A 22763-nucleotide genomic window follows, 5' to 3' on the forward strand; every position below is an offset into this window, starting at 1 on the left:
GCCGCCAGCGTACCGCTGGCTTGCAGCAGGTTGCCCGGCTGGACATTGCGGTCCTCGGTCACGCTGCCCACATCCGGCGTCAGCGTCGGCACGTCGTCGGTGCCGTTGATGGTGATGGTCACGGTGTGCGCGGTGCCATCCACGGACTTGACCACAAAGGTCTCGACCTTGGTTTCATCCTTGCCCAGGTACTGCACCTTGCTGTTGTCGACGTTGTAGGTCCACTTGCCATCGGCATCGATGGTCAGGGTGCCCAGTGCCCCGGCGCTCGCGGTGATGCTAGCCGCGTCGGTCATGAACGCCACCTCGTCGGCGCTGTCCACGTCGGTCACGGTCAACACGCCGGTATCGGTCAGTACATCTGGGCTGGCATCTTCAGTCACAGTGCCGATGTCGTCACCCGTGATGATGGCTGCGTCGTTGACCGGAGTAACAGTCCCGGTCACACCGCCTGTCGAGCTGTTCACACCATCGGTAATGGTGTATTCAAAAGAGATATCACCGTTGAAATCAGGGGCTGGCGTAAAGATCAGCTGGCCATTGCTCAAGGTGACGGAACCATTGCTGATCGCTACCGTGCCGCCTTCGGCAATGGTCTGGCCGTTGATAGCGGTAATGGTGAGGCGATCGCCATCCGCATCCGTGTCGTTGCCAAGCACATTGATGGTGACGGTGCCGTCCTCCGCCACGGTGAACTGGTCGTCACCCGGCAGGGGCGCAGCATTCACCACGCTATTGTCGGTCCCCTTGGGTGAGGTGTTACCCACAGAGTCGGTCAGAGTGGCATCCACCGTGATCGGGCCATTGACAGGCAGATCCGTGGTGGGAATGGTCAAAGTAACCTGAGTACGGCCGATATCATCGGCTGTCAGAATCTTGCTGGAATCAGTCACTCCATCACCATTCCAGTCAACATCGAGACGATCACCGACCTTGGCATCACCCGGTAAACGGATAATGACACCCACTCCGGTTTCACGCTCATTAGCGGAGATGACATTATCTGCCCCATCCTGGATTTCGACCTGGGGAGCGGAAGGTGCTGTACTGTCAACGCTGCCATCATCAGTCGCACTGCCGGTATTCCCCGCAGGATCGGTCACAGTGGCAGTGACGGTATAGGTGCCCTCGGCCAATGGGGTGACCACATCCACGGTGAAGGTACCGCTGGGTGTGACGATAGCGGTCAGGGTTTGTTGATTACCGTTTGCATCGGTGACCAGCAAGGTTACGGTGCTGCCAGCAGGAGCATCCGTGGTCCCGGTCAGGGTCGGAGTCGTGTCATTGGTGTTATCTGGCGCAACCACGGAAATGGTGGGCGGCGTAAGGTCGAATACTTCATCTTCGCCAGCAGCACCCAGCGGTGGCTCGCCATTGGTGTTGTAGGTGGTATCGAAAGTGGCTTCAGCAATGGTTGCGGAACCGGTACGGTCGATGGTGACAAAACCGCCGTTGCCACTGGCACCGGCGACGCCCCCAATACCGCCACCACCGGCGGCAGGTGCACCGCCTGCTGCAGAGGCTTCAAAGGCCTGGGTCGGGTCCGCGCCGCCCAAAATGGCCTGTTGCAGGGCACTGATATCATCAGGAGTACCTGCAGCGCCGTTTTGTGCCAGCTGGGGAGCATCCCCCTCTTCGGCAGGCTCACTCTGCTCGCTGGCTGGTTGCACATTGAACGACTGTCCGCCGCCCATGAAACTGGCGCCATCCGGCGACATGATCACCGCCCCTTTTGGCAGCACATCACCTTCAGCCAACAGCTTCCGGCTGCCATCTGCGGCAACCAGATAAATTTGTCCTTTAAGTTGGGTTACGGTTACGCCCTGTTCCAAGGTAACGGCATTGGTGATCATGTTCTCTCCTGAATCCTGATTTGAATGCAATAAGCCACAGCCTACTTTGCAGACTGAGGGGAAAAATAACCAGCTCGAAAATTCGAAAGGATAGACCGATTTGAGGCTGAACTGTTCAGCCAGACAGAAGTGTATAAAACGAGGTTGCGAGAATGGCAAAAACCAAAATTATCAATAAATTACAGAGTAATGACAGGAGCATGACAAAGCATGCTCCCGTCAGGATTAACCCTATACACCCGCCCAGAGGATGATAGCCAGCAGCTGTGGCGAGATGATCCGCAGGAACATCACCAGCGGGTAGACAGTGGCGTATGAGAGCGCACTGGCGCCACTGGTCGGGTGCATGGCGTTGGCAAAGGCCAGCGCGGGAGGATCAGTCATGGAGCCGGCCAGCAAACCGCACAGGGTCAGATAGTTCATCTTGCCGTAGAGGCGCGCCAGCACACCGACCACCAGCAGCGGGATCAGGGTGATCGCCATACCATAGAGCATCCAGGCTGGACCATCGCCGTTGATCAGGGTATCGACGAAGCCGGCACCGGACTTGAATCCGACCACCGCCAGAAACAGTACAATGCCGATCTCCCGCAGCGCCAGGTTGGCACTGGGGGGCATGAACCAGTAGAGCTTGCCGATGCTGCCGATCCGCGACAGGATCAGCGCCACCACCAGCGGCCCACCCGCCAGACCCAATTTGAGAGCGGCCGGGAAACCGGGCAGGTAGAAGGGGATGGAACCGAGCAATACGCCGAGACCGATCCCGATAAATACCGGCAACATCTGCACCTGCTGCAGTTTTTGCTGCACGTTGCCGACCACATTGGTCACCGCTTCGATGGCGTCGAGACGGCCAACCAGGTTGAGAATATCGCCAAACTGCAGGCTAGTCTGACTGGTCGGCACCAGTTCGATACCGGCCCGGTTGAGGCGCGAGATCACCACGTCATAGCGTTGTTTGATATCCAGATCGCGGATCTTCTTGCCAAGAACCTGCTCGTTGGTCACCACTACCCGCTCGACGCGCAGATCGGTGCCGCGGGTCGATAGGGAGGTGTCGACCTCTTCACCCAGCACCAGCAACACCTTGTGCAGTGCATGGCGCTCACCAACCAGGTGGAGCAAGTCACCCAGCTCGATACGGGAATCAGGGCGCGGCACCATCAGCTCGTCGCCACGCTTGAGCCGTGAACAGATAACATCAGACTCGTCGAGACTCGGGATCTCGCTCAGCATCAAGCCGTGCATATTGGGGTTGCGCACCGCGATGTTGATGGTCTGCAAGCTCTCCTTGGTTTTACCGGTTTGTAGCTCGAACTGGGCGGCTTCATCGTCGATTTTGATGCGAAAGAAGACCCTGACCAACCACATGGTGAGCAAAATACCACAGATGCCAAACGGATAGGCAACCGCATAGCCCATCCCCATCAGGCCGGTAGAACCGGGCGCGGCCCCCAGCTCGGCCAGGATCTGCTGGCCCGCACCGAGGGATGGCGTATTGGTGACGGCACCGGAGAATACCCCCAGAATGACCGGCAACGGCACATCGAAAAATTGATGCAAGCCAGCAGCCACCACGCAGCCAAGGATGACCAGCAAAGCGGCAAAGGCGTTGAGTTTGAGACCTGAACTGCGCAATGACGAGAAGAAACCCGGCCCGACCTGGATGCCGATGGTATAGACAAACAGGATCAGGCCAAATTCTTGAATAAAGTGAAGCGTTTGTGCATCCAGCGCGAGATCGGAGGCGCCTGCAAAGTGACCCACTATGATGCCGCCGAACAGCACCCCCCCTATTCCCAAGCCAACGCCATAGACTCGCCAGTTTCCCAGCCAGAGTCCTAGCACTGCCACCAGCGACAACATGCTGATGGAAAGCGCGATTTCACTCATTTCGTGCATCCTTTGCGAATTGAACTGGCCCTAGCTTGTCAGCAAACGCTGATGCCAACTGTGTGATACCGCACGAATTTATCCTTTTACGCGCTAAAAATACCAATTAAGGGCTAGTTGCAAGACGTTAGGCGACGTAGCCGTAAATGGCCATAAAGTGACAAACGCTGCCACCCAGCACAAAGAGATGCCAGATGGCGTGGTTATAGGGGATCTGCTTGGCCACATAGAAGATGACCCCGAGGCTGTAGATAAGGCCGCCAAGCCCGAGCAGCAACAGCCCCTCACCGGCCAGATGGATGTAGAGCTGATAGATGACCACCAGCGACAGCCAGCCAAGCATCAGATAGGTGAATAGCGACAACTTCTTGAAGCGGTTGATAAATACCAGCTTGAACACTACGCCAGCCAGCGCCAGGGCCCAGATCACCACCATCAAGCCCTTAGCCAGCGGCGTGTCGAGCGCAACCAGCAGGAACGGAGTGTAAGTACCGGCGATCAGCAGATAGATGGCGCAGTGATCAAACACCTTGCACCAGCGTCTGGCCCGCCCTTCCGCCATGCTGTGATAGAGGGTCGAGGCGAGATAGAGCAGCACCAGACTGCCGCCATAAAGGCTGTAACTCACCAGCGCCTGCGTGCCCTGCCCCCATCCTTTGATGAGCAACAGCACCAGCCCGACAATCCCCAGCAACAATCCCGCACCGTGGCTCAGCCGGTTTGCCAGCTCCTCCCGGGGGGAGTAATCCATCACACCACTCATAGCATCGACTCCACAATAACTGTGGCTCACTCTACCCAGCGCCATTTCGGAGTACAAGTGTTCGCTTAAAAAATGGAGTGGCTGTCACCTGCCAACCTTTGGTGTATGCTCTGCCGCCGATGCCTGAGACAAGCGGCATAGACACCTACCCCGGTGACCTGGTCTGGAGAACCTGATGAAGTTGACTGAGCTGTTTGCACAAGCGGATCCCGCCTTTGGCGAGGCGATGAACACCTTGCTGGAGAGCTTCCACCACTCCGACGACAGTCAGGCCCCCTATCAGCGCGACCTGTTCACCCATCAGCTCGATCAATCCCGCATGCCTGCTGTCGGCCAATCTATCGAGGAGTATCTGGCGCGGCTGGCTACTCTGGTGCCCGGCGCCTCGCACCTCACCTCGCCACGCTACATGGGTCATATGACGGCACCATTGCCGGCCTATACCGCCGAGCTGTCGCGCCTGCTGGTGATGCTGAACCAGAATCCGATGAAGATGGAGTCCTCCCGCATGCTCAGCTTTCTGGAGCGGGAGGTGCTGGCCAAGCTGCACCGCCTCATCTATGGCAGGGATGATGCCTTCTACGGCGAGCAGATGCATGCCAAGGATGCCGCCCTCGGCGTCATGACCAGCGGCGGCACCATCGCCAACGTCACGGCACTGTGGCTGGCACGCAACCGCGCCTGTGGCGACAACCTGTTCGCCCTCTATGAGCAGGGCTATCGCGGCGCCGTCATTCTGGGTTCCCGGCTGATGCACTACTCCTTCGACAAGGGGATGGATCTGCTGGGACTGGGCGCCCGCAGCGTCTGGCGCCTTGAGACTGACGAACAGAACCGGCTCAGTCTGGCTGCGCTGGAGCAGGCGCTGATCCAGTGCAAGGAACAGAAATTGAAAGTGCTGGCATTGGTCGGCGTGGCAGGCAGTACCGACTTTGGCTCCATCGACCCCCTGCCGGAGCTGGCGACCATCGCCGAGCGCGAGCAGATCCACTTCCACGTGGATGCCGCCTGGGGTGGCCCCACCCTCTTCTCCCCCCGCTATCAAAACCTGCTGGCAGGGATCGAGCGCGCAGATACCGTCACTCTGGATGGCCACAAACAGCTGCTGGTGCCACTCGGTACCGGCATGCTGCTCTGCCGCCAGCCCGACCTGATGATGGCGGTCAAGCGAGAGGCGCCCTACGCTATTCGCGCCACCTCATTCGATCAGGGCCGCTTTACCCTGGAGGGCACCCGCCCGGCCAATGCCCTCTATCTGGATGCCGCCTTCCAGCTCTTCGGCCAGCAAGGCTATGCCGAGCTTATCGAAGCCAACTACGACCGAGCCCGGCTAATGGCCGAGTTCATCGAAAGCGACCCCGCCTTCGAGCTGATGTCTGCTCCGGTGATGAACCTGCTCTCCTATCGCTGCATCCCGCCCCATCTGCAGGGCAAGGTGCTGGATGAGACGGCCAATGCGCAGATCAACGACTTCAACGTGTCCCTGCAAAAAGCCCAGCGGGCCGAGGGGCACAGCTTTGTCTCCCGCACCCAACGAGCGGTGGTACGCTACGGTGCCCAACCGCTCACCCTGCTGCGGGCCGTGTTGCTCAACCCTCTGATTGAAGAGCGCCATATACGCGACCTGCTGGCCGATCAGCAGCGACTGGGGATCTCCATTGCACGCCAACTGTTTGGCGACGGCGCGGAACCGGCGTAAAAATGAGCGGTCTTATTCATTTGCCGTTGTCCGCCATGCAGGTAGACTGGGCGAAATTTGCAGGCCATTTTTGAGGACTAGGCGCCAACAATGAAGCAATTTATTGAATTTATTCCACTTATCGTTTTCTTCGCGGTCTACAAGTTCTACGACATCTACATGGCCACTGGCGCACTGGTGGTGGTCACCGGTCTGCAGCTCGCCTATAGCTGGATACGCTATCGCAAAGTCGAGAAGATGCAGCTCTTTACCTTCCTGCTGGTCGGCTTCTTCGGCGGCCTCACCGTCTTCTTCCACGATGACACCTTCATCAAGTGGAAAGTGACTGTCATCAACGTGCTGTTCGCACTGGGTCTGCTCATCAGCCGCTACGGCTTTGGCAAGAACCTTATCAAACAGATGTTGGCCAAGGAGCTGCAAGCACCCGATGCAGTCTGGGACAAGGTCAATCTCGGCTGGGTCGGCTTCTTTACCGTCTGTGGCCTGCTCAACCTCTACGTGGCGTTCAACCTGCCGCAAGAGATGTGGGTCAACTTCAAGGTGTTCGGCCTGCTGGGGATGACGCTGGTCTTTACCCTGCTGAGCGGCGTCTATCTCTATCGCCATATCCCTGCCGATCAGTTGTCCCAGCAAAAAGACGAACCCAAAAAATAACCCTCATCAGAAAAGGATCCTCTCATGTGGTATCTCATCTACTCAGAAGATGTCCCCGATAGCCTGCCACTGCGCAAGCAAGTTCGCCCTGCCCATCTGGCTCGCCTGCAAGCCCTGCAGGATGAGGGTCGCCTGCTGACCGCCGGCCCCAACCCCGCTATCGATGCCGAGGATCCGGCTGATGCAGGCTTTACCGGCAGCACCGTCATAGCAGAGTTTGCCTCGCAGGCGGATGCCCAAGCCTGGGCCGATGCCGATCCCTATGTGGCAGCTGGCGTCTATGCCAAAGTGACCATCAAGCCGTTCAAAAAGGTCTTCTGACCGCAAAGCGAATAGCGAAATAAAAAAGGCCGGACTGGAAGTTCATTCCAGCCCGGCCTTTTTGCATCCCGATATCTCGCTTATGCCTTGGCGACAAACCAAGGGTTAAGTATGTCGGGCTTGTTGTAGACAAGGGACGAGCCATCGAGTTGGGTGACGCTGCCACCCGCCCCCTCCAGCACAGCCTGCGCCGCACCAGTGTCCCACTCGCAGGTAGGTGCGAGGCGCGGATAGAGCTCGGCGCCCCCTTCGGCGATGATGCAGAACTTCAGCGAACTGCCCATGGAGACTAGCTCGAGCTCGCCAAAAGGAGCCAAGAAATCGAGGGTCTCCTGCGACAGGTGGTTGCGACTGCCCACCACTCGCCACGCCTCGCCTTCACGATGAGGCCGGGTCTGGATAGGCTCGCGCTTGCCATCGGCGATGCGCCAGGCACCGAGCCCCTTTCCGCCATACCAGAGCTTGTCCAGCACTGGGGCATAGACCAGCCCCCAGCGCGGCGCCCCCTCTTCAATCAGCGCGATATTGACGGTGAACTCGCCGTTGCGGGAGACAAACTCCTTGGTGCCGTCGAGGGGATCCACCAGCCAGTAGCGGGACCAGCCGTGGCGCGCCGCCATCACCTCGGGGCCCGACTCCTCTGACAATACGGGGATGTCTGGGGTCAATCGCGCCAGCGCCTGCACAATCACCTCATGAGCCCCCTTGTCGGCCGCCGTGAGCGGGCTCTCGTCGCTCTTGTACTCCACCGCGAAGGGCTGGCTATAGATGGCCATGATGGCCGCTCCCGCCGCGCGGGCGACAGGTTCAAGTTCGGTGATCTCGGGGTGATACAGGGGATGCGCCATAACAATCTCGTCCAGCTCGCAGGGTCAACAAGTGTAACCCTTTTGCCATCAACTGCTTATAGCCGATTGTGCTGGGTTATTACTGCGCGGGTGCCGCCCTCGCTTGAACAGGGCCTGAAATAACAAAGGACGCCGCTGCGTCCCTTGTTATTTTTGGCAGCCTATCTCAGGCCGCCGGTCTGGTGAGTCAGATCCCCTGACGGGCTTCCTGCATCAGCAGGCGCATATCGCTCACGGCTTTGGCCAGACCATCGAAGGCGGCGCGGCCGATGATGGCGTGGCCGATGTTGAGCTCATAGAGCTCAGGGATGGCGGCGATGGCCTTGACGTTGTGGTAGTGCAGGCCGTGACCGGCATTGACCTTCAAGCCTTTGCCAGCGGCATAGGAGGCACCGGCGGCAATGCGCTTGAACTCGGCGTTGCGCTCGGCATCTGTGGTGGCATCGGCGTAACGGCCGGTATGGATCTCGATAAAGGGGGCGCCACTCTCGGCAGCCGCATCGATCTGGATGGGATCGGCGTCGATAAAGAGGGATACCTGGGCACCCACAGCAGAGAGGCGGGCAACGGCGTCAGTCACCTTGTCCAGCTGACCGGCCACGTCCAGACCGCCCTCGGTGGTCACCTCGGTGCGCTTCTCCGGCACCAGACAGACGAAGTGGGGCTTGATGCGGCAGGCGATGCCGATCATCTCTTCGGTCACCGCCATCTCCAGGTTCATTCTGGTCTGGATAGTCTGACGCAGGATCTCCACGTCGCGGTCGGTGATGTGGCGACGATCTTCCCGCAGATGCACGGTAATGCCATCGGCCCCGGCCTGCTCGGCCACGAACGCGGCCTGTACCGGATCCGGATACTGGGTGCCACGGGCGTTGCGCAGGGTGGCGATATGGTCGATGTTCACACCCAGATAGATTTCACTCATTGAGAACTCCTTGAAAAGCTTCATCTGTTGACTGCGCGGTCAGCGAATCCCCCCGCGCCAATATCCGTATGTCTGTAATCTGTGTCAGCCTTGCATGCTGGCTTTGCGTTTTAAAAACAGCTCCCGGCTCTTTAGCTGACGCTTGCCCAGATAGGGTTGCAAGGCCAGCCGGCTGAAACGCTTGGCCGCCTGCAGCAGGGGCGGAGTATCGAAACGTCCCTCGGCGAAGGCCAGCAGGTGGGCACCGAGAAACAGGGTACGGGGATCCGGCGCCCGCTCGCAAGCAACAAAGCCCAATTCACGCTCGAAGCCATAGAGCAAGGTCGGCTCGATGGGCGACTCGTCGTCCGCCGTGTATTCGAAATCCACCGCATAGCCGAGCGCCTGCAGCAGCAGGAACTCGAAGCGGCGCAGCGGCAGCTCCGGCGTCTCGCCATCGGCCAGCGCCATGATGGCACGGGCATAGGCATCGAACACTTCGGGGAACGGGGTGTGCGCTTCCAGCAGGTAGTAGACCAGCTCGTTGAGATAGAGACCGTAGAAGAGGCGATCACCGCCGAGACGCAGGGAGTGGTCGGGGCACTCGACCTGGGTGAGGTTCTTGAGATCCCCCTTGCCGCGCCAGGCGATGGTGAGCAGGGTAAAGGGTTGCAGCAGCCCCTTGAGAGGGGAGCGTGGCCCGCGAGAACCGCGAGCCACCAGGGTAAATCGGCCACTATCCTGGGTGAAGACCTCGACCAGCTGGCTGGTCTCCCGATAGGGCCGACTATGGATGACGAAAGCCGGGGTCAGCAATCAGTCGTCGCCATACCCGAGGCTGCGCAGGGCGCGCTCATCATCAGCCCAGCCCGACTTGACCTTGACCCACAGCTCCAGGTGCACCTTGTTCTGGAACAGACGTTCCATGTCGAGGCGCGCCTCGGTGCCGATGGTCTTGATCTTCTCACCCTTGTTGCCGATGACCATCTTCTTCTGGCCATCGCGCTCGACCAGGATCAGGCCGTGGATGTGATAAAGGCCGCTCTCTTCCACCTTGAAGCGCTCGATCTCCACCGTCACCGAGTAGGGCAGCTCCTCACCGGTGAAGCGCATCAGCTTCTCGCGGATGATTTCGGAGGCCATAAAGCGGGAGGAGCGGTCAGTCACGTAATCTTCCGGGAAGAAGTGGACGTTTTCCGGCAGCAGATCCTTGGCCCACTCGCGGATCTTCTCCACGTTGGTGCCCTTTTCGGCACTGATGGGCAGAATATGGGCGAAGTTCATCTGTTGGCCCAGCCACTCGAGGTGGGGCAGCAGATCTTCTTTCTCTTTGACGTTGTCAATCTTGTTGACCGCCAGCACCACCGGGCACTTGAGATTGCGCAGCTTGCCCAGCACCATCTCGTCGTCTTTGGTCCAGTGGGTACCGTCGACCATGAACACCACCATGGCCACATCACCCAGCGAACTGGTGGCGGCACGGTTCATCAGGCGGTTGATGGCCCGTTTCTCTTCAATGTGCAGACCAGGGGTATCCACATAGATGGTCTGGTAGTTCTCCTCGGTATCGATCCCCAAAATCCGGTGACGGGTGGTCTGGGGCTTCTTCGAGGTGATGCTGACCTTCTGGCCAAGCAGCTTGTTGAGCAGGGTGGACTTGCCCACATTCGGGCGGCCCACGATGGCGACAAAGCCGCAGTAGGTGGTATCTGTCATGACAGTTTTTCCAATGCTTGCTGCGCCGCGGCCTGTTCGGCCTTGCGACGGCTGGTGCCGACCCCGACGAGGGGACCATCCAGACCTTCCACATCACACTGGACGGTGAACTCCTGGTTGTGGGCCTCGCCCTTGACGTTAGTCACGGTGTAGGTCGGCAGGGATTTGCGGCTTCCCTGCAAAATTTCTTGCAGACGGGTCTTGGGATCTTTCTGCTCGATGCCCGGCTTGATCTCTTCCAGGCGGCTGGCATACCAGCTCAGCAGCAGTGTCCGCACCGTCTCAAGATTGGTATCCAGATAGACGGCACCGATCACCGCCTCGACCGTGTCGGCCAGAATGGATTCGCGGCGAAAACCGCCGCTCTTGAGTTCGCCGGGCCCCAGGATCAGGTGATCCCCGAGGTCAAACTCCCGGCCCAGTTCGGCCAGGGTCTTCTCGCGCACCAGGGTGGCGCGCATCCGGCTGAGATCCCCTTCCGCCGCTTGCGGGAAGCGGTGGAACAGATCATCGGCAATCACCAGACTCAAAATCGAGTCACCCAGAAATTCCAGTCGTTCATTGTGACGGGAACCGGCGCTGCGGTGAGTCAGCGCGCGGGTCAGCAGTTCCAGATCCGCAAAAACATGCCCGAGACGGGACTGCAGTCTGTTCATCTTGATATTCATTTACTTGATTCCGCCAATGCGGTTGAAGCGCACACCTGTCGGTACCCAACTTGGCAGCAGGGAGCCTTCTTCGCGCTCGAATTCAAAACTTATCCAGATAGCGACCGCCTTGCCGACCAGATTCTGCTCGGGCACAAAGCCCCAGAAGCGGCTGTCGGTGCTGTTGTCGCGGTTGTCGCCCATCACGAAATACTGGCCTTCCGGTACCACCCACTCGTCGGGGTAGGTGCCGGGCTGGCGATAGTAACGGCCAACCATGTCGGGCATCAGCGGATTGCGCAGGGTCTCGTGGGAGACATCACCCAACTGCTCGGTATAGCGATCAAGGGGGATCCCCATCTGGGTAAATTCGCCTCTTTGTTCAAACTTGACGTCGAGCTTCTTGAAGCCCGGGCACGTTTTCCCTTCCTGCTCTTCGCACTTGGGCCGGATCATCAGCTCCTTGTTGCGATAGATAACCCGATCACCCGGCATGCCGACCACCCGCTTGATGTAGTCAACGCGCGGTTCAAGGGGATACTTGAATACCACCACGTCGCCACGCTTGGGCTCGCCAGTCTCGAGGAACTTGGTGTTGGTCACCGGGTCCCGCAGACCATAGGCAAACTTTTCCACCAGGATGAAATCGCCCACCAGCAGGGTGGGCATCATGGAACCTGACGGGATCTGGAACGGTTCAAAAATGAACGAACGCAGGATCAGCACAAAGGTGATGACCGGGAAGACCCCGGCGGTCTGCTCAATCCAAACCGGTACAGGGGCCACCTTGGCCAGAGTCTTCTCATCCAGGTGGGCACCGCCATGGGCACGAGCCACGGCAATCTTGGCGGCGCGCTGCTTGGACCAAATCATCTTGTCCAGACACCAGATAACACCGGTGATCGCGCAGACCACCACCAGGATCAGGGAAAACGTGCTTGCCATCTATTAATCCTTTCCGACGTGGAGAATCGCGAGGAAGGCTTCCTGCGGCACGTCGACACGGCCGAGGGACTTCATCCGCTTCTTACCTTCTTTCTGCTTGTTCAGCAGTTTCTTCTTACGACTCACGTCACCACCGTAGCACTTGGCGGTTACGTCTTTACGCAGAGCCTTGACGGTGCTGCGAGCGATGATCTGGTTGCCGATGGCCGCCTGAATGGCGATATCGAACATCTGGCGCGGGATCAGCTCGCGCATCTTCTCCACCACCTGACGACCGCGATACTGGGCGTTGTCCTTGTGGGTGATGATAGCCAGGGCATCGACGCGCTCACCGTTGATCATGATATCCAGACGGACCATGTCGGAGGTTTCGAAACGCTTGAAGCCATAGTCCAGCGAGGCGTAACCACGACTGGTGGATTTCAGACGGTCGAAGAAGTCGAGCACCACTTCCGCCATCGGGATTTCATAGGTCAGTGCCACCTGCTTGCCGTGATAGACCATGTTGGTCTGCACGCCACGCTTCTCGATACAGAGGGTGATCACGTTGCCCATGTACTCCTGCGGCAGCAGGATATGACACTCGGCGATCGGCTCGCGCATCTCCTTGATGCTGGTGATGGCGGGCATCTGGGCCGGGCTGTCGATATGGATGGTGGAGCCGTCGGTCAGCTCGATCTCGTACACTACGGTCGGCGCCGTGGTGATCAGATCCAGATCGTATTCACGCTCCAGACGCTCCTGAATGATCTCCATGTGCAGCATGCCGAGGAAGCCGCAACGGAAGCCGAAGCCCAGCGCCGTGGAGCTCTCCGGTTCGAAGAACAGGGAGGCATCGTTCAGGGAGAGCTTGTCGAGGGCGTCACGGAACGACTCATAGTCATCGCTGGAGATGGGGAACAGACCCGCATAAACCTGCGGCTTCACCTTCTTGAAGCCAGCCAGCGCCTTGTCGGCACCGTTCTTGGCCTGAGTCAGGGTATCGCCCACCGGCGCGCCGTGGATGTCCTTGATACCGCAGACAACCCAACCTACCTCGCCGCAACCCAGACCCTGGGTATCCACCTGCTTGGGCGTGAAGATACCGATACGATCGACACCCCACACCTGACCGGTGCTCATCACCTTGATCTTGTCGTTCTTCTTCAGGGAACCGTTCTTGATCCGCACCAGAGAGACAACGCCCAGATAGGAGTCGAACCAGGAGTCGATGATCAGCGCCTGCAGCGGGGCATCCGGGTCGCCTTCCGGCGCCGGGATCTTGGCAACGATCTCTTCCAGCACCAGATCAACACCCAGACCGGTCTTGGCGGAGCAGCGCACCGCATCGACCGCGTCGATACCGACGATGTCTTCGATCTCCTCGGCAACCCGCTCGGGTTCAGCGGCCGGCAGGTCAATCTTGTTCAGCACCGGCACCACTTCCAGATCCATTTCCATGGCGGTGTAGCAGTTGGCCAGAGTCTGTGCCTCAACCCCCTGGCCGGCATCCACCACCAGCAGCGCCCCTTCACAGGCCGCCAAAGAGCGGGAGACCTCGTAGGAGAAATCCACGTGGCCCGGGGTGTCGATAAAGTTCAGCTGGTAGGTGTTACCGTCTTGTGCCTGGTAGTTCAGGGTCACACTCTGTGCTTTGATGGTAATGCCGCGCTCGCGCTCCAGATCCATGGAGTCAAGCACCTGAGCCTGCATCTCGCGGTCGGACAAGCCACCGCAAGTCTGGATCAGACGGTCCGACAGGGTCGATTTACCGTGGTCGATGTGCGCAATAATCGAAAAGTTACGAATGTGTTTCATCGAGCAAGAGTCACTCAAAATTAGTTAAGGTCAGTTATGGAGGCGCGATTTTACTGGATAACCCGGCTGACGGCCATTCTTTAGTCGCCAGCGCCAGTGAAATAGCGCCTGTTCGGTCAGGGGAGGATGCGGACAGGGACGACAACGCCGAGCATCTGCGGGCCGTAGCGCCCCTGATCCAGGCGGTTGGAAAAGTAACGAACCAGTAAAAAGCCCAGCACGCCCCCCAGCAGGCAGCAGAGAATGGTAATCCCCTCCCCGCCCGAGAGCAGCGGCGCCAGCCAGAGCTGCCCCAGCAAGGCGCTGGCCAACAGACAAAAAAGCGGCAGCACATAGACCAGCGCAGCCCCGCGCAGCAGACTCTCCTGCGGGATACCGAGCCTCACTTGCTGGCCAACCCGCACCTCAGCGGTCAGCCTGACCCGCAAGCGGGGAGCTTTCAGGGGAAACGCCTTGGCCACGGTGCCGGTACCGCAGTTGGATTGCTGCTGACAACCACTGCAGGCGGAGCGACGCTCACATTCCACCCAGGCATGGTCACCCTCAATGGCCACCACGGTCGCCAGCTCTTCACTCATCTCATTCACGGCAACACCTCGGGTTCACACAATCAGGGGATCTGACCACGACTCGCCACACTCGGCAAGTGGGGGACAACCCCGCAGCCCCCGTTACTGCACCGCTTCGTTGCGGGCCAGCGGCTGGACTGACTCGGCGATGCGCTTGGCGGTCTCGGCAGGCACCTCGCCGACCACGGTGATCTCGACCCCCACCTCGTTGACATAGCTCACCAGCGAAGTCGCCCCCTGGCGGATCAGCTGCTGGCGCACCGCCTGCTTGGGATCGACCCGGGAGACATAGACCGAGAGATCCACCAGCCCATCGGAGAGCATCATGTAATCCACCGGCATACTGGTGGTCACCAGCTGGTGCCGGTCTTGCGACAGCACCTTGAAGCCATCGGGCAGCCAGGTGATCTGCCAGTTCAACTGCTGTTGTGGCGCTGGATAGGCATCCTCCAACGCCAGCGCCGGAGGCTGCTTGCTGTTGGCCAGCTTCACCAGCCAGGGGGCCGGTTTGCTCTGCAGATCCAGCTCGACACCGAGCACCTGCTCCACCAGATTGCCTTCCCGCTCGACCATATCGATCCGCAGCAGCAAGTGGCTCTGCTCGTCAATCCAGAGCACAAAACCATATTTGTCGGCCTCTTTAGGCACCAGCCTCACCACCTGCGCCACCACACCGGCAACCCGGCTGCGGCCGGCCAGCACAGGATCATAGCTCTCCAGCACCTGCGCCAGCGGCATCTTCACCAGGGTCGACCAGATGCCGGGGAAGCGGGCATCCTTCAGGGTGTAGGGATCGTGGCTGTTTTCAAAGAAGGTGTATTCGTTCTGGCGCTGGAGATACTCGATCGCCTTGCCGTCAAGGTAACTGAGGTGGGCAACTTCCTTGCCGTTGATGACGGCATGGCTGATCCGGATCGGTTCAAGACGCCCCTGACGGGCCTTGACCATGGACAACTCGAAATTCTGTTGTTGCACGGCACTCTGCATCTGCTGCAACAAGGCCTCGGCCGACTTATCGTCGGCCGAGGCCTTGGCACTGATCAGCAGGAGAGAGGCCAGCAAAATACGGCTGGACTGGCGCACGTTTGTATCCCTGACAATTCGTTATTGTTGGATCTGTCTGTCTTGCAACAGGCGCTGTTGCAACTGGTGGTCACGCAGGAAGGCGTTAATCCGCTCCCGCTGCTCCTGCATCTGCTGTTCGGTCAGCCCCTGCTGACGGGCACGGGCGCCATCCTGTTGCGGATAGTGAACACTCACCGGCGCCGCACTGCCACCGATTGGAATGGTATTGAGCACCGGATTAGCCGGAACGCCATCCTGTCCCTGATACTGCTGCACCCCGAAGATAACGGCAGCGGCCACGGATGCCGCAATGGCATATTGACCCAGTTGCTGACCGACACGGCGGAACAACGGAACCACATTGGAATCTGTCTTGACCGGCGCAACGACAGGTTGCAGCACGGGAGCCGTCTCGACCGGCTTGGGTGCCAGTATGGTGGGCTCATCCTCCAGCGCAGCCATGATGCTGTCACTGAGATCCAGTTGCAGATTGACCGGCAGGTCACCCCGCATGGCATCGCCGATCAGGTGGTAACGACCCCAGGTATCTTGCAAGTCGGAGTCCATCTCCAGCTCGTTCAGTACCTCTGCGTCACTCAGGTCACCATCCATCAGGGCAGAGATTTGCTCTTTATTTGCCATAAGTTAACCCGTCTTTCCCCAGTTAATTCTCGATCAGAGGTTGCAGCTTTTTATCGATTGCTTCCCTCGCCCGGAAGATACGGGATCTGACCGTACCCACTGGGCAATCCATGATTTCGGCAATCTCTTCGTAGCTCAGCCCTTCCAGTTCGCGAAGGGTGATAGCTGTCCTCAGGTCTTCCGGCAATGCCTCTATGGCTGAAAACACGGTGCGTTTGATCTCGTCAGTCAGCGCCAGGTTTTCGGGGGTTGAGACCTCTTGCAAGGCTTCACCACCACCATAAGACTCCGCTTCGTCAGCCTCCACATCACTGCTGGGCGGCCTGCGCCCCTGGGAGGTGAGATAATTCTTCGCCGTGTTCACGGCAATTCGGTACAACCAGGTGTAAAAAGCACTTTCGCCACGGAATGTCGGCAATGCACGGTAGGCTTTTATAAAGGCCTCTTGCGCCACATCGGGCACATCACCGGGATTGTTGACATACCTGGCAACCAGGTTGACCACCTTATGCTGGTATTTTTTTACCAACAGGTTGAAAGCTGCTTTATCGCCGCGCTGGACCCGTTCAACCAGCTGTTCGTCCAGTAGATTCTGGTCGCTCATCAGAGCCGTAAAACCCCCATCAGGTTATCGTTTTTCTTTTCCGGCCCTTCCTAAGCGCACAAGTTCAGACAGGGAGAATCAGAGAAAGTTCGCTTCAATTGAAAAAAATGTGATGCAGGCTGCATCCTCGCCCTCGCTTGGGCTACCATGGTGCCAGTTCTTAATCCAGGCCAATGATACTTATGAAAGCAAGTGTTGAATACCTTTGCGATGTACTGATCATTGGCAGCGGTGCCGCTGGTTTGTCCCTCGCGTTGCGATTGGCAGACCACGCCAAAGTCCTGGTTCTGAGCAAGGGGCCCATAAGTGAAGGGGCCACTTTCTATGCGCAAGGAGGCATCGCTGCCGTTTTCGACGAAACCGACAGCATCGAATCCCACGTGAGCGACACGCTCAACGCGGGCGCCGGGTTGTGTGACCCGGCAGTGGTCGAGTTCACCGCACGCCACGCCCGCGAATCCATCCAGTGGCTCATTCAGCAAGGGGTCCCCTTCGATCAGGAGGAGAACGCCGACGGCGAGTCCCAGTACCACCTGACTCGTGAAGGGGGCCACAGCCATCGCCGCATCTTCCACGCGGCGGATGCCACCGGCAAGGCGGTGCAGCTCACCCTGATCGATCAGGTTCGTGCCCACCCCAATATCCAGTTGATGGAGCGCTTCAACGCGGTCGACCTCATCACCACCCGCAAGCTCAACCTGCCGGGCAACAAGGTACTGGGCGCCTACGTCTGGAACCGCAACGCCGAGCAGGTCGAAGTGATCCGCGCCCGTTTCGTGGCACTGGCCACCGGTGGCGCCTCCAAGGTCTACCAGTACACTTCCAACCCGGATGTGAGCTCTGGCGATGGCATCGCCATGGCATGGCGGGCTGGCTGCCGGGTGGCAAACCTGGAATTCAACCAGTTCCACCCCACCAGCCTGTTCCACCCCGATGATCCCAACTTCCTGCTGACCGAAGCGCTGCGTGGCGAGGGGGCCTATCTGCGCCGCCCGGACGGCAGCCGCTTTATGCCGGAGTTTGACGAGCGGGCCGAGCTGGCGCCGCGCGATATCGTCGCCCGCGCCATCGACCACGAGATGAAGCGACTCGGCGCCGACTGCATGTATCTGGACATCAGCCACAAACCGGCCGACTTCATCATCAAGCACTTTCCGACCATTTATGAGCGCTGCCTCGCGGTTGGCATCGACATCACCAAGGAGCCGATGCCCATCGTTCCAGCCGCCCACTACACCTGTGGCGGCGTGATGATCGACAACAACGGCCAGACCGATATCCCCGGCCTCTACGCCATAGGTGAAGTGACCTACACCGGTCTGCACGGCGCCAACCGTATGGCCTCCAACTCCCTGCTGGAATGCGTGGTCTATGCCCATCAGGCGGGGGCCGACATTCTGGCCAAGCTGCCGATGAGTGTGGAGCCGCCGCGCCTGCCGGTGTGGGACGAGAGCAAGGTGGAAGATTCCGACGAACTGGTAGTGATCCAGCACAACTGGCACGAACTGCGGTTGATGATGTGGGACTACGTGGGGATAGTGCGTACCAACAAACGCCTGGCCCGCGCCAAGCGCCGCATCGACCTGCTCAAGCAGGAGGTGCAGGAGTACTACGCCAACTTCCGCGTCTCCAACAACCTGCTGGAGCTGCGCAACCTGCTGCAGGTAGCCGAGCTTATCGTCAACTGCGCCCTGCAGCGCAAGGAGTCTCGCGGCCTGCACTACAACCTGGATCATCCGGATATACTGCCGGACTCCAAGCCGACCGTGCTGACCCCGGAGCGGGATTAATCCCCCTTCCCGCCAAGCGTTGCAGCTATCAGTGACCCCGCCCCGGCGGGGTCACTTGTTTTCAACCGCTTTTCAGCCACAAAAAGAGTGCCGCCAGCCACATTGCAGCAGCTTATCGCGATAACTCAGCGCATAGTCATCACGGAAAGCAGGTGTCAGCGCCGAGACGGCAGAAAGTGGATGGCTCGCGCCAGCAGGCGGTAATGTTCGGGGGGAAGGGCGTCGGAGAAGATCCACAGTTGCCGTGGCGACACAACTCCACTCTCTTGCTGCTCGGGACAAAGCGCCAACCTGAGCACGCCGGGCAGAATGCGGCTTTTCTTGTCGAGCTGATAGCGGCAACCTTGCCACTGTAGCCACTGGCCATCCCAGACGAGCTCGCACGGGGGCGCGGCGAGCGCACGCCAGCTCAGCCAGAGCGACACCAACCAGACGGGCAGCCACAGTGCCCACTGCCAACCGGCAATCAGGCCAGCCACCGGCCAGAGCAGCAACAAAAAGAGGGCCACCAGCAAATATTGCTGATGGCGGGAGGGGTGAACCGTCATGATCACCCGCTCCACGGTATTACCCCTGGCGGTCGTGGCGCGCCTGATTGCGCTCCAGGATCATCGGGATCATGGCGGCAAATGCGGGATCGGCAGGGACACCATGACCCATGCACCATTTGAACAGATCCGGATCGTCGCTCGCCAGCAGGCGGATAAAGGTCTGCTGATCGGCTTCGCTCAGGGAGTCGAACTCGTGTTCGAAAAAGGGCATAAAGATCACATCCAGCTCGAGCATACCGCGACGGCAGGCCCACTTCAGGCGGGATTTTTCAACTGGGCTCAACATGGCACTCTCCTTACAAAGACCGGGGGATGGTACCAGCTGGATTTTCCGGCTGACAAACATTAGTTACGTCTTTACCATGCAGCTCACATACTTTCTCTCTGGAATACCATCGTGAGCCTGCAACCACCTGTTTTTCCTGCCGAGCCGACCCGCTTCCCCCTGACCAAGCTGGCCATCACCCGTATCAGCGGCCAGGATCGCGCCAAATATCTGCAAGGTCAGGTCACCTGTGATGTCAACGCCCTGCAACCGGGGCAACAGACCCCGGGCGGCCACTGTGATCCCAAGGGCAAGCTGTGGAGCAATTTCCGCCTGCTCTGCCTCGACGACAGTCTGCTGCTACTGACCAGCCCTTCGGTACTTGAGCGTCAGCTGCCGGAGCTGAAGAAATTTGCCGTCTTCTCCAAGGTCGAGATCGCCGCCGATGAGCGTCACGCCACCGGGATCGCCGGTACGGGCAGCGATGGGTGGATCGCCGAGCAGTTTGGCCTTCTGCAGAGCGGTCTTATCGACGGCGGCATGGCGGTGAAGATTGAACAGGATCGCTGGCTGCTGGTAAGCAATCAGCAAGCCGACGCCCTGCCGCAAGGTGACGAGTCACTCTGGTGGGGGCTCGAGATCAAGGCGGGCCTGCCACACATGGAAGCGGTGCATCAGGGGGAGTTCATCCCGCAGATGCTCAACCTGCAGGCACTGGACGGCATCAGCTTCAACAAGGGCTGCTACATGGGGCAGGAGACGGTGGCCCGCGCCAAGTATCGCGGCGCCAACAACCGCGCCCTGTTCCTGCTGGCGGGCAGTGCCAGTGAGCCGGTCAATGCGGGCGATACCCTGGAGCTGCAACTGGGTGACAACTGGCGCCGCAGCGGCATGGTGCTCAACGCCTGGCAACAGGCCGGGCAGGTGTGGCTCACCGCCGTACTGCCGAAAGATACCGAGGCTGACGCCCAATTCCGCCTCAAGCAGGACGAAGGCTCCCGCCTCACCCTGCAACCCCTGCCTTACGCCCTGACCGAGTAAGGTCGGCTAGCGAGGCACGCGCGCCAGCAGTGCCTCCTTCAGCCAGCGCCCCGCCTGCCCCAGCGGGCGGGCGCGATGCCACTGCAACTCCAGCGCCAGCGCGTGGCTGGCGATAAAGTCGGGCTCCAGCACCACCACCTCGCCCCGCTTCAGCGGTTGATGCAGCAGAAATTCCGGAATGGCGGACCAGCCAAGGCCCCGCTTGACCAGCTCCAGCACCCCGAGATCCCCCTCGACCCACCACACCTGAGCCGAGATGCGAAAACGCTGGCGCTCGCTCCCTTCCCGTCGGCCGGTGACCATCAGCTGGCGTGCCCCCTGCAGATCGACCTCCCGCAGCGGCTGCTTGCGGGCCAGCGGATGATCCGGTGACACCACCAGCGGCATGGTCACCTCCCCCAGCGAATGGGCGACAATCTCTCGCTGGGGATGCACCTTCTGATAGCTGATGCCGAGCTGGGCCCGGCCGGTCACCAGCATCTCGGTCACATCTTCCATCAGCGGGAAGAGCAGCTCCAGCTCCACGGTCGGGTAACGAGTGGCGAACTCCTCCAGCAGGGTGCCGAGCCAGGGGAGGTGGGAGTCATCATCGATGGCCAGAGTGAGCCGCGTCTCCACCCCGGCCGCCAGCTCCCCGGCAATGGATTGCAATCGTTCACTCTGCGCCAGCAGGATCCCCGCCTCCTGCACCATGCGGGCCCCCGCCTCCGTCAGCTGCGGATAGCGGCCGCTGCGGTCAAACAGGGTGAGCGCCAGATCGATCTCCAGATTGGCGATGGCGCTGCTCACCACCGACTGCGCCTTGCCCAGCTTGCGGGCGGCAGCGGAAAACGAGCCGGTTTCGGCGGCCGCCAGCAAGATCCTCAGTTGTTCCAGTGATGGCGTCATCTTATGGCCCTCCGGCAAGCTCTCTAATCCATCTATTTTAGCGATGGATACCAACATGAATCTATCGCTAAAGATCTATAGATTAACCAGCAATCCGTGAATAAATCTGATTGAGAGAGTGACTTATGCGTACCCGTAACGATCGCCTGCGCCATGCCATTGGCTTTGAATTCATTGGCCTGCTGATTGCCGCCCCGCTGGCCAGCTGGGTTACCGGGGTCGGGCTCAACCATATGGGCCCGCTGGCACTGTTCTTCTCGGTGCTGGCCACCGTCTGGAACTACATCTACAACATCGGGGTCGACAAGCTGCTGCTGAAATATCAGGGCCATACCCACAAGACCCTGTGGCAACGGGTGCTGCATACCTTCGGCTTTGAGGGCGGTCTGCTGATCGTCGCGCTGCCGGTCATGTCCTGGTGGCTGAGCGTCAGCATGCTGGAGGCGCTGGTGCTGGATCTGGGCTTCGTTGTCTTCTACCTGATCTATGCCTTCGTCTACAACTGGGGCTATGACAAGGTGTTTCCCATTCCCCGCGAAGTGCCGCACGGCATGCCCCAAGAGGCGCGCTAAGGCACGAATCAGTTGGATTGAAACCGAGAAGTGAAGGTCAACAAGGGAAGGCAACAGAAGAAACGGCACGGCCCCATCATGGCAGACATGATGGGGCCGCAACAGGGATCAGCGCTGGCAGGCCGGCTGATTCAGAGGTAAGGATTCAAGCCTGCCCGTCGCTCAAGCCTGGGCCTTGAGCTCTTCGCCACTCTCGTCGGCAGCGGCAGCCTCTTCAGGCTGAGCCTGGGCGGCCTGCAGCGCTTCCAGCTCGCTCTGATAATCGCTCAGGATCTGCTGGGCAACCGCCATATCTCCCTTGTGTTTGCGCTCGAACAGATGGTGCTGCACCACACCGTTGAGATACTCCACCGTGATGGGCTGCTCCAGGGTGGCCATCAGCTCCTCTTTCTCCAGCTCGGCATTGATTTCATCGGCGGTCGTGCGCAGCAGCCCGGCCAATTGAACCAACATGCGGCGCTCACCTTCGCGCAGCAGGCTCAACATGCGGTTTCTCTGCTGCTCATTCTGTTGGGTCATACATTTCCTTACGTCAATTGGGAACAAGCCCGCTCATTCTGCCCTGTCCCCATGACAGCGTCTATCTCATGCCCCCCACAAATTTTTAGCGCTGGCTCACAAATGGCTACAGATGCTATTTGAAGCGGCTCTGGGGTATAGTAGTCGCTGATTTTCAGGCGCTTTTTTCACCTTCATCCGCAGAAAAGGATGACACGGCAAGGGCGCCTGCCCGGTT

Annotated in this window: 24 protein-coding genes; 6 read left to right on the forward strand and 18 right to left on the reverse strand. The window is 59.5% G+C overall.

The genetic code is table 11. The features are described from left to right. From OKB77_RS21465 to trhA, 3 genes are all read right to left on the reverse strand, one after another. A partial coding sequence (locus OKB77_RS21465) for a retention module-containing protein (RefSeq protein WP_199428479.1) occupies positions 1–1853 on the reverse strand: 1853 nt, incomplete at its 3' end. Between the two features lie 231 nt (positions 1854–2084). Then, a complete protein-coding gene (locus OKB77_RS21470) occupies positions 2085–3746 on the reverse strand; it encodes a putative transporter (RefSeq protein ID WP_043822686.1) in 1662 nt (553 codons plus the stop codon). 127 nt (positions 3747–3873) lie between these two features. Continuing rightward, on the reverse strand, positions 3874–4509 hold the full coding sequence (trhA, locus tag OKB77_RS21475) for a PAQR family membrane homeostasis protein TrhA (RefSeq protein ID WP_005335337.1): 636 nt from the start codon (positions 4507–4509) through the stop codon (positions 3874–3876). 175 nt (positions 4510–4684) lie between these two features. Between trhA and OKB77_RS21480 the strand changes: the two genes are divergently transcribed. The 3 genes from OKB77_RS21480 to OKB77_RS21490 all read left to right on the forward strand — a co-directional run bounded on the left by OKB77_RS21480 (position 4685) and on the right by OKB77_RS21490 (position 7183). Further along, on the forward strand, positions 4685–6208 hold the full coding sequence (locus OKB77_RS21480) for an aminotransferase class V-fold PLP-dependent enzyme (RefSeq protein WP_123172448.1): 1524 nt from the start codon (positions 4685–4687) through the stop codon (positions 6206–6208). A 90-nt stretch (positions 6209–6298) separates the two neighbouring features. Next, complete coding sequence (locus tag OKB77_RS21485; RefSeq protein WP_123172447.1) at positions 6299–6862, forward strand: septation protein A; 564 nt, start codon at positions 6299–6301, stop codon at positions 6860–6862. 24 nt (positions 6863–6886) lie between these two features. Then, a complete protein-coding gene (locus OKB77_RS21490) occupies positions 6887–7183 on the forward strand; it encodes a YciI family protein (protein WP_005354350.1) in 297 nt (98 codons plus the stop codon). Positions 7184–7263: 80 nt separating this feature from the next. Here OKB77_RS21490 and cysQ read toward each other — a convergent pair whose 3' ends face one another. The 11 genes from cysQ to rpoE form a co-directional block, all read right to left on the reverse strand. After that, positions 7264–8031: a 3'(2'),5'-bisphosphate nucleotidase CysQ gene (gene cysQ / locus OKB77_RS21495; RefSeq protein ID WP_123172446.1), complete on the reverse strand. Its 768-nt coding sequence runs from the start codon at positions 8029–8031 to the stop codon at positions 7264–7266. Between the two features lie 187 nt (positions 8032–8218). Further along, complete coding sequence (gene pdxJ / locus OKB77_RS21500; protein ID WP_005335389.1) at positions 8219–8956, reverse strand: pyridoxine 5'-phosphate synthase; 738 nt, start codon at positions 8954–8956, stop codon at positions 8219–8221. 84 nt (positions 8957–9040) lie between these two features. After that, positions 9041–9751, reverse strand: coding sequence for a DNA repair protein RecO (gene recO / locus OKB77_RS21505; protein WP_005335391.1), 711 nt, complete (start codon positions 9749–9751; stop codon positions 9041–9043). After that, positions 9752–10651, reverse strand: a complete 900-nt coding sequence (era, locus tag OKB77_RS21510; protein WP_064341348.1) for a GTPase Era — start codon at positions 10649–10651, stop codon at positions 9752–9754. Further along, positions 10648–11319, reverse strand: a complete 672-nt coding sequence (gene rnc / locus OKB77_RS21515) for a ribonuclease III (protein WP_005335394.1) — start codon at positions 11317–11319, stop codon at positions 10648–10650. Before rnc ends, era begins: the two co-directional genes overlap by 4 nt. Next, positions 11320–12243, reverse strand: coding sequence for a signal peptidase I (lepB, locus tag OKB77_RS21520; RefSeq protein WP_005335395.1), 924 nt, complete (start codon positions 12241–12243; stop codon positions 11320–11322). It lies immediately after the preceding gene. Between the two features lie 3 nt (positions 12244–12246). Beyond that, the gene (lepA, locus tag OKB77_RS21525) at positions 12247–14040 is read right to left on the reverse strand and encodes a translation elongation factor 4 (protein ID WP_005335396.1); all 1794 of its coding nucleotides are present in this window, start codon (positions 14038–14040) and stop codon (positions 12247–12249) included. A gap of 116 nt (positions 14041–14156) precedes the next feature. Next, positions 14157–14618 (reverse strand): SoxR reducing system RseC family protein, encoded by a 462-nt coding sequence (locus OKB77_RS21530; RefSeq protein ID WP_123172444.1) that lies wholly within the window; start codon positions 14616–14618, stop codon positions 14157–14159. A 93-nt stretch (positions 14619–14711) separates the two neighbouring features. After that, complete coding sequence (locus tag OKB77_RS21535; RefSeq protein WP_005335407.1) at positions 14712–15692, reverse strand: MucB/RseB C-terminal domain-containing protein; 981 nt, start codon at positions 15690–15692, stop codon at positions 14712–14714. A 21-nt stretch (positions 15693–15713) separates the two neighbouring features. After that, positions 15714–16316 carry a sigma-E factor negative regulatory protein gene (locus OKB77_RS21540; RefSeq protein ID WP_123172443.1) on the reverse strand — a complete coding sequence of 201 codons (603 nt, stop codon included), beginning with the start codon at positions 16314–16316 and terminating at the stop codon, positions 15714–15716. 22 nt (positions 16317–16338) lie between these two features. Then, the gene (rpoE, locus tag OKB77_RS21545; protein ID WP_005335411.1) at positions 16339–16920 is read right to left on the reverse strand and encodes an RNA polymerase sigma factor RpoE; all 582 of its coding nucleotides are present in this window, start codon (positions 16918–16920) and stop codon (positions 16339–16341) included. A 182-nt stretch (positions 16921–17102) separates the two neighbouring features. Here rpoE and nadB point away from each other — a divergent pair, with 182 nt between their 5' ends. After that, positions 17103–18710: an L-aspartate oxidase gene (nadB, locus tag OKB77_RS21550; RefSeq protein ID WP_123172442.1), complete on the forward strand. Its 1608-nt coding sequence runs from the start codon at positions 17103–17105 to the stop codon at positions 18708–18710. A 155-nt stretch (positions 18711–18865) separates the two neighbouring features. Here the strand turns inward: nadB and OKB77_RS21555 are convergent, their stop codons facing one another. Next, positions 18866–19258 (reverse strand): protein YgfX, encoded by a 393-nt coding sequence (locus OKB77_RS21555; RefSeq protein ID WP_123172441.1) that lies wholly within the window; start codon positions 19256–19258, stop codon positions 18866–18868. A gap of 19 nt (positions 19259–19277) precedes the next feature. Further along, positions 19278–19547 (reverse strand): FAD assembly factor SdhE, encoded by a 270-nt coding sequence (locus OKB77_RS21560; protein WP_005335417.1) that lies wholly within the window; start codon positions 19545–19547, stop codon positions 19278–19280. A gap of 111 nt (positions 19548–19658) precedes the next feature. On the opposite strand from OKB77_RS21560, the gene ygfZ reads away from it, so the two are divergent. Continuing rightward, positions 19659–20567: a tRNA-modifying protein YgfZ gene (gene ygfZ, locus OKB77_RS21565; RefSeq protein ID WP_162518310.1), complete on the forward strand. Its 909-nt coding sequence runs from the start codon at positions 19659–19661 to the stop codon at positions 20565–20567. A 6-nt stretch (positions 20568–20573) separates the two neighbouring features. On the opposite strand, the gene OKB77_RS21570 is transcribed toward ygfZ, so the two are convergent. Continuing rightward, the gene (locus tag OKB77_RS21570; RefSeq protein WP_005335421.1) at positions 20574–21455 is read right to left on the reverse strand and encodes a LysR family transcriptional regulator; all 882 of its coding nucleotides are present in this window, start codon (positions 21453–21455) and stop codon (positions 20574–20576) included. Positions 21456–21580: 125 nt separating this feature from the next. On the opposite strand from OKB77_RS21570, the gene OKB77_RS21575 reads away from it, so the two are divergent. Then, on the forward strand, positions 21581–22027 hold the full coding sequence (locus OKB77_RS21575) for a PACE efflux transporter (RefSeq protein ID WP_005335423.1): 447 nt from the start codon (positions 21581–21583) through the stop codon (positions 22025–22027). A 162-nt stretch (positions 22028–22189) separates the two neighbouring features. On the opposite strand, the gene OKB77_RS21580 is transcribed toward OKB77_RS21575, so the two are convergent. Further along, positions 22190–22546: a hypothetical protein gene (locus OKB77_RS21580; protein WP_005362699.1), complete on the reverse strand. Its 357-nt coding sequence runs from the start codon at positions 22544–22546 to the stop codon at positions 22190–22192. Between the last annotated feature and the right edge of the window lie 217 nt (positions 22547–22763).

This window comes from Aeromonas sp. Y318-3 (assembly GCF_027706185.1).
GTDB classification, from domain to species: Bacteria; Pseudomonadota; Gammaproteobacteria; order Enterobacterales; family Aeromonadaceae; genus Aeromonas; species Aeromonas veronii.

Bases quoted from the DNA above. Each gene is read 5' to 3' on its own strand.
- OKB77_RS21470 (WP_043822686.1), bottom strand. From the start codon at position 3,746: ATGAGTGAAATCGCGCTTTCCATCAGCATGTTGTCGCTGGTGGCAGTG.
- trhA (WP_005335337.1), bottom strand. From the start codon at position 4,509: ATGAGTGGTGTGATGGATTACTCCCCCCGGGAGGAGCTGGCAAACCGG.
- OKB77_RS21480 (WP_123172448.1), top strand. From the start codon at position 4,685: ATGAAGTTGACTGAGCTGTTTGCACAAGCGGATCCCGCCTTTGGCGAG.
- OKB77_RS21485 (WP_123172447.1), top strand. From the start codon at position 6,299: ATGAAGCAATTTATTGAATTTATTCCACTTATCGTTTTCTTCGCGGTC.
- OKB77_RS21490 (WP_005354350.1), top strand. From the start codon at position 6,887: ATGTGGTATCTCATCTACTCAGAAGATGTCCCCGATAGCCTGCCACTG.
- cysQ (WP_123172446.1), bottom strand. From the start codon at position 8,031: ATGGCGCATCCCCTGTATCACCCCGAGATCACCGAACTTGAACCTGTC.
- pdxJ (WP_005335389.1), bottom strand. From the start codon at position 8,956: ATGAGTGAAATCTATCTGGGTGTGAACATCGACCATATCGCCACCCTG.
- era (WP_064341348.1), bottom strand. From the start codon at position 10,651: ATGACAGATACCACCTACTGCGGCTTTGTCGCCATCGTGGGCCGCCCG.
- rnc (WP_005335394.1), bottom strand. From the start codon at position 11,319: ATGAATATCAAGATGAACAGACTGCAGTCCCGTCTCGGGCATGTTTTT.
- lepB (WP_005335395.1), bottom strand. From the start codon at position 12,243: ATGGCAAGCACGTTTTCCCTGATCCTGGTGGTGGTCTGCGCGATCACC.
- lepA (WP_005335396.1), bottom strand. From the start codon at position 14,040: ATGAAACACATTCGTAACTTTTCGATTATTGCGCACATCGACCACGGT.
- OKB77_RS21530 (WP_123172444.1), bottom strand. From the start codon at position 14,618: ATGAGTGAAGAGCTGGCGACCGTGGTGGCCATTGAGGGTGACCATGCC.
- OKB77_RS21540 (WP_123172443.1), bottom strand. From the start codon at position 16,316: ATGGCAAATAAAGAGCAAATCTCTGCCCTGATGGATGGTGACCTGAGT.
- rpoE (WP_005335411.1), bottom strand. From the start codon at position 16,920: ATGAGCGACCAGAATCTACTGGACGAACAGCTGGTTGAACGGGTCCAG.
- nadB (WP_123172442.1), top strand. From the start codon at position 17,103: ATGAAAGCAAGTGTTGAATACCTTTGCGATGTACTGATCATTGGCAGC.
- OKB77_RS21555 (WP_123172441.1), bottom strand. From the start codon at position 19,258: ATGACGGTTCACCCCTCCCGCCATCAGCAATATTTGCTGGTGGCCCTC.
- OKB77_RS21560 (WP_005335417.1), bottom strand. From the start codon at position 19,547: ATGTTGAGCCCAGTTGAAAAATCCCGCCTGAAGTGGGCCTGCCGTCGC.
- OKB77_RS21570 (WP_005335421.1), bottom strand. From the start codon at position 21,455: ATGACGCCATCACTGGAACAACTGAGGATCTTGCTGGCGGCCGCCGAA.
- OKB77_RS21575 (WP_005335423.1), top strand. From the start codon at position 21,581: ATGCGTACCCGTAACGATCGCCTGCGCCATGCCATTGGCTTTGAATTC.
- OKB77_RS21580 (WP_005362699.1), bottom strand. From the start codon at position 22,546: ATGACCCAACAGAATGAGCAGCAGAGAAACCGCATGTTGAGCCTGCTG.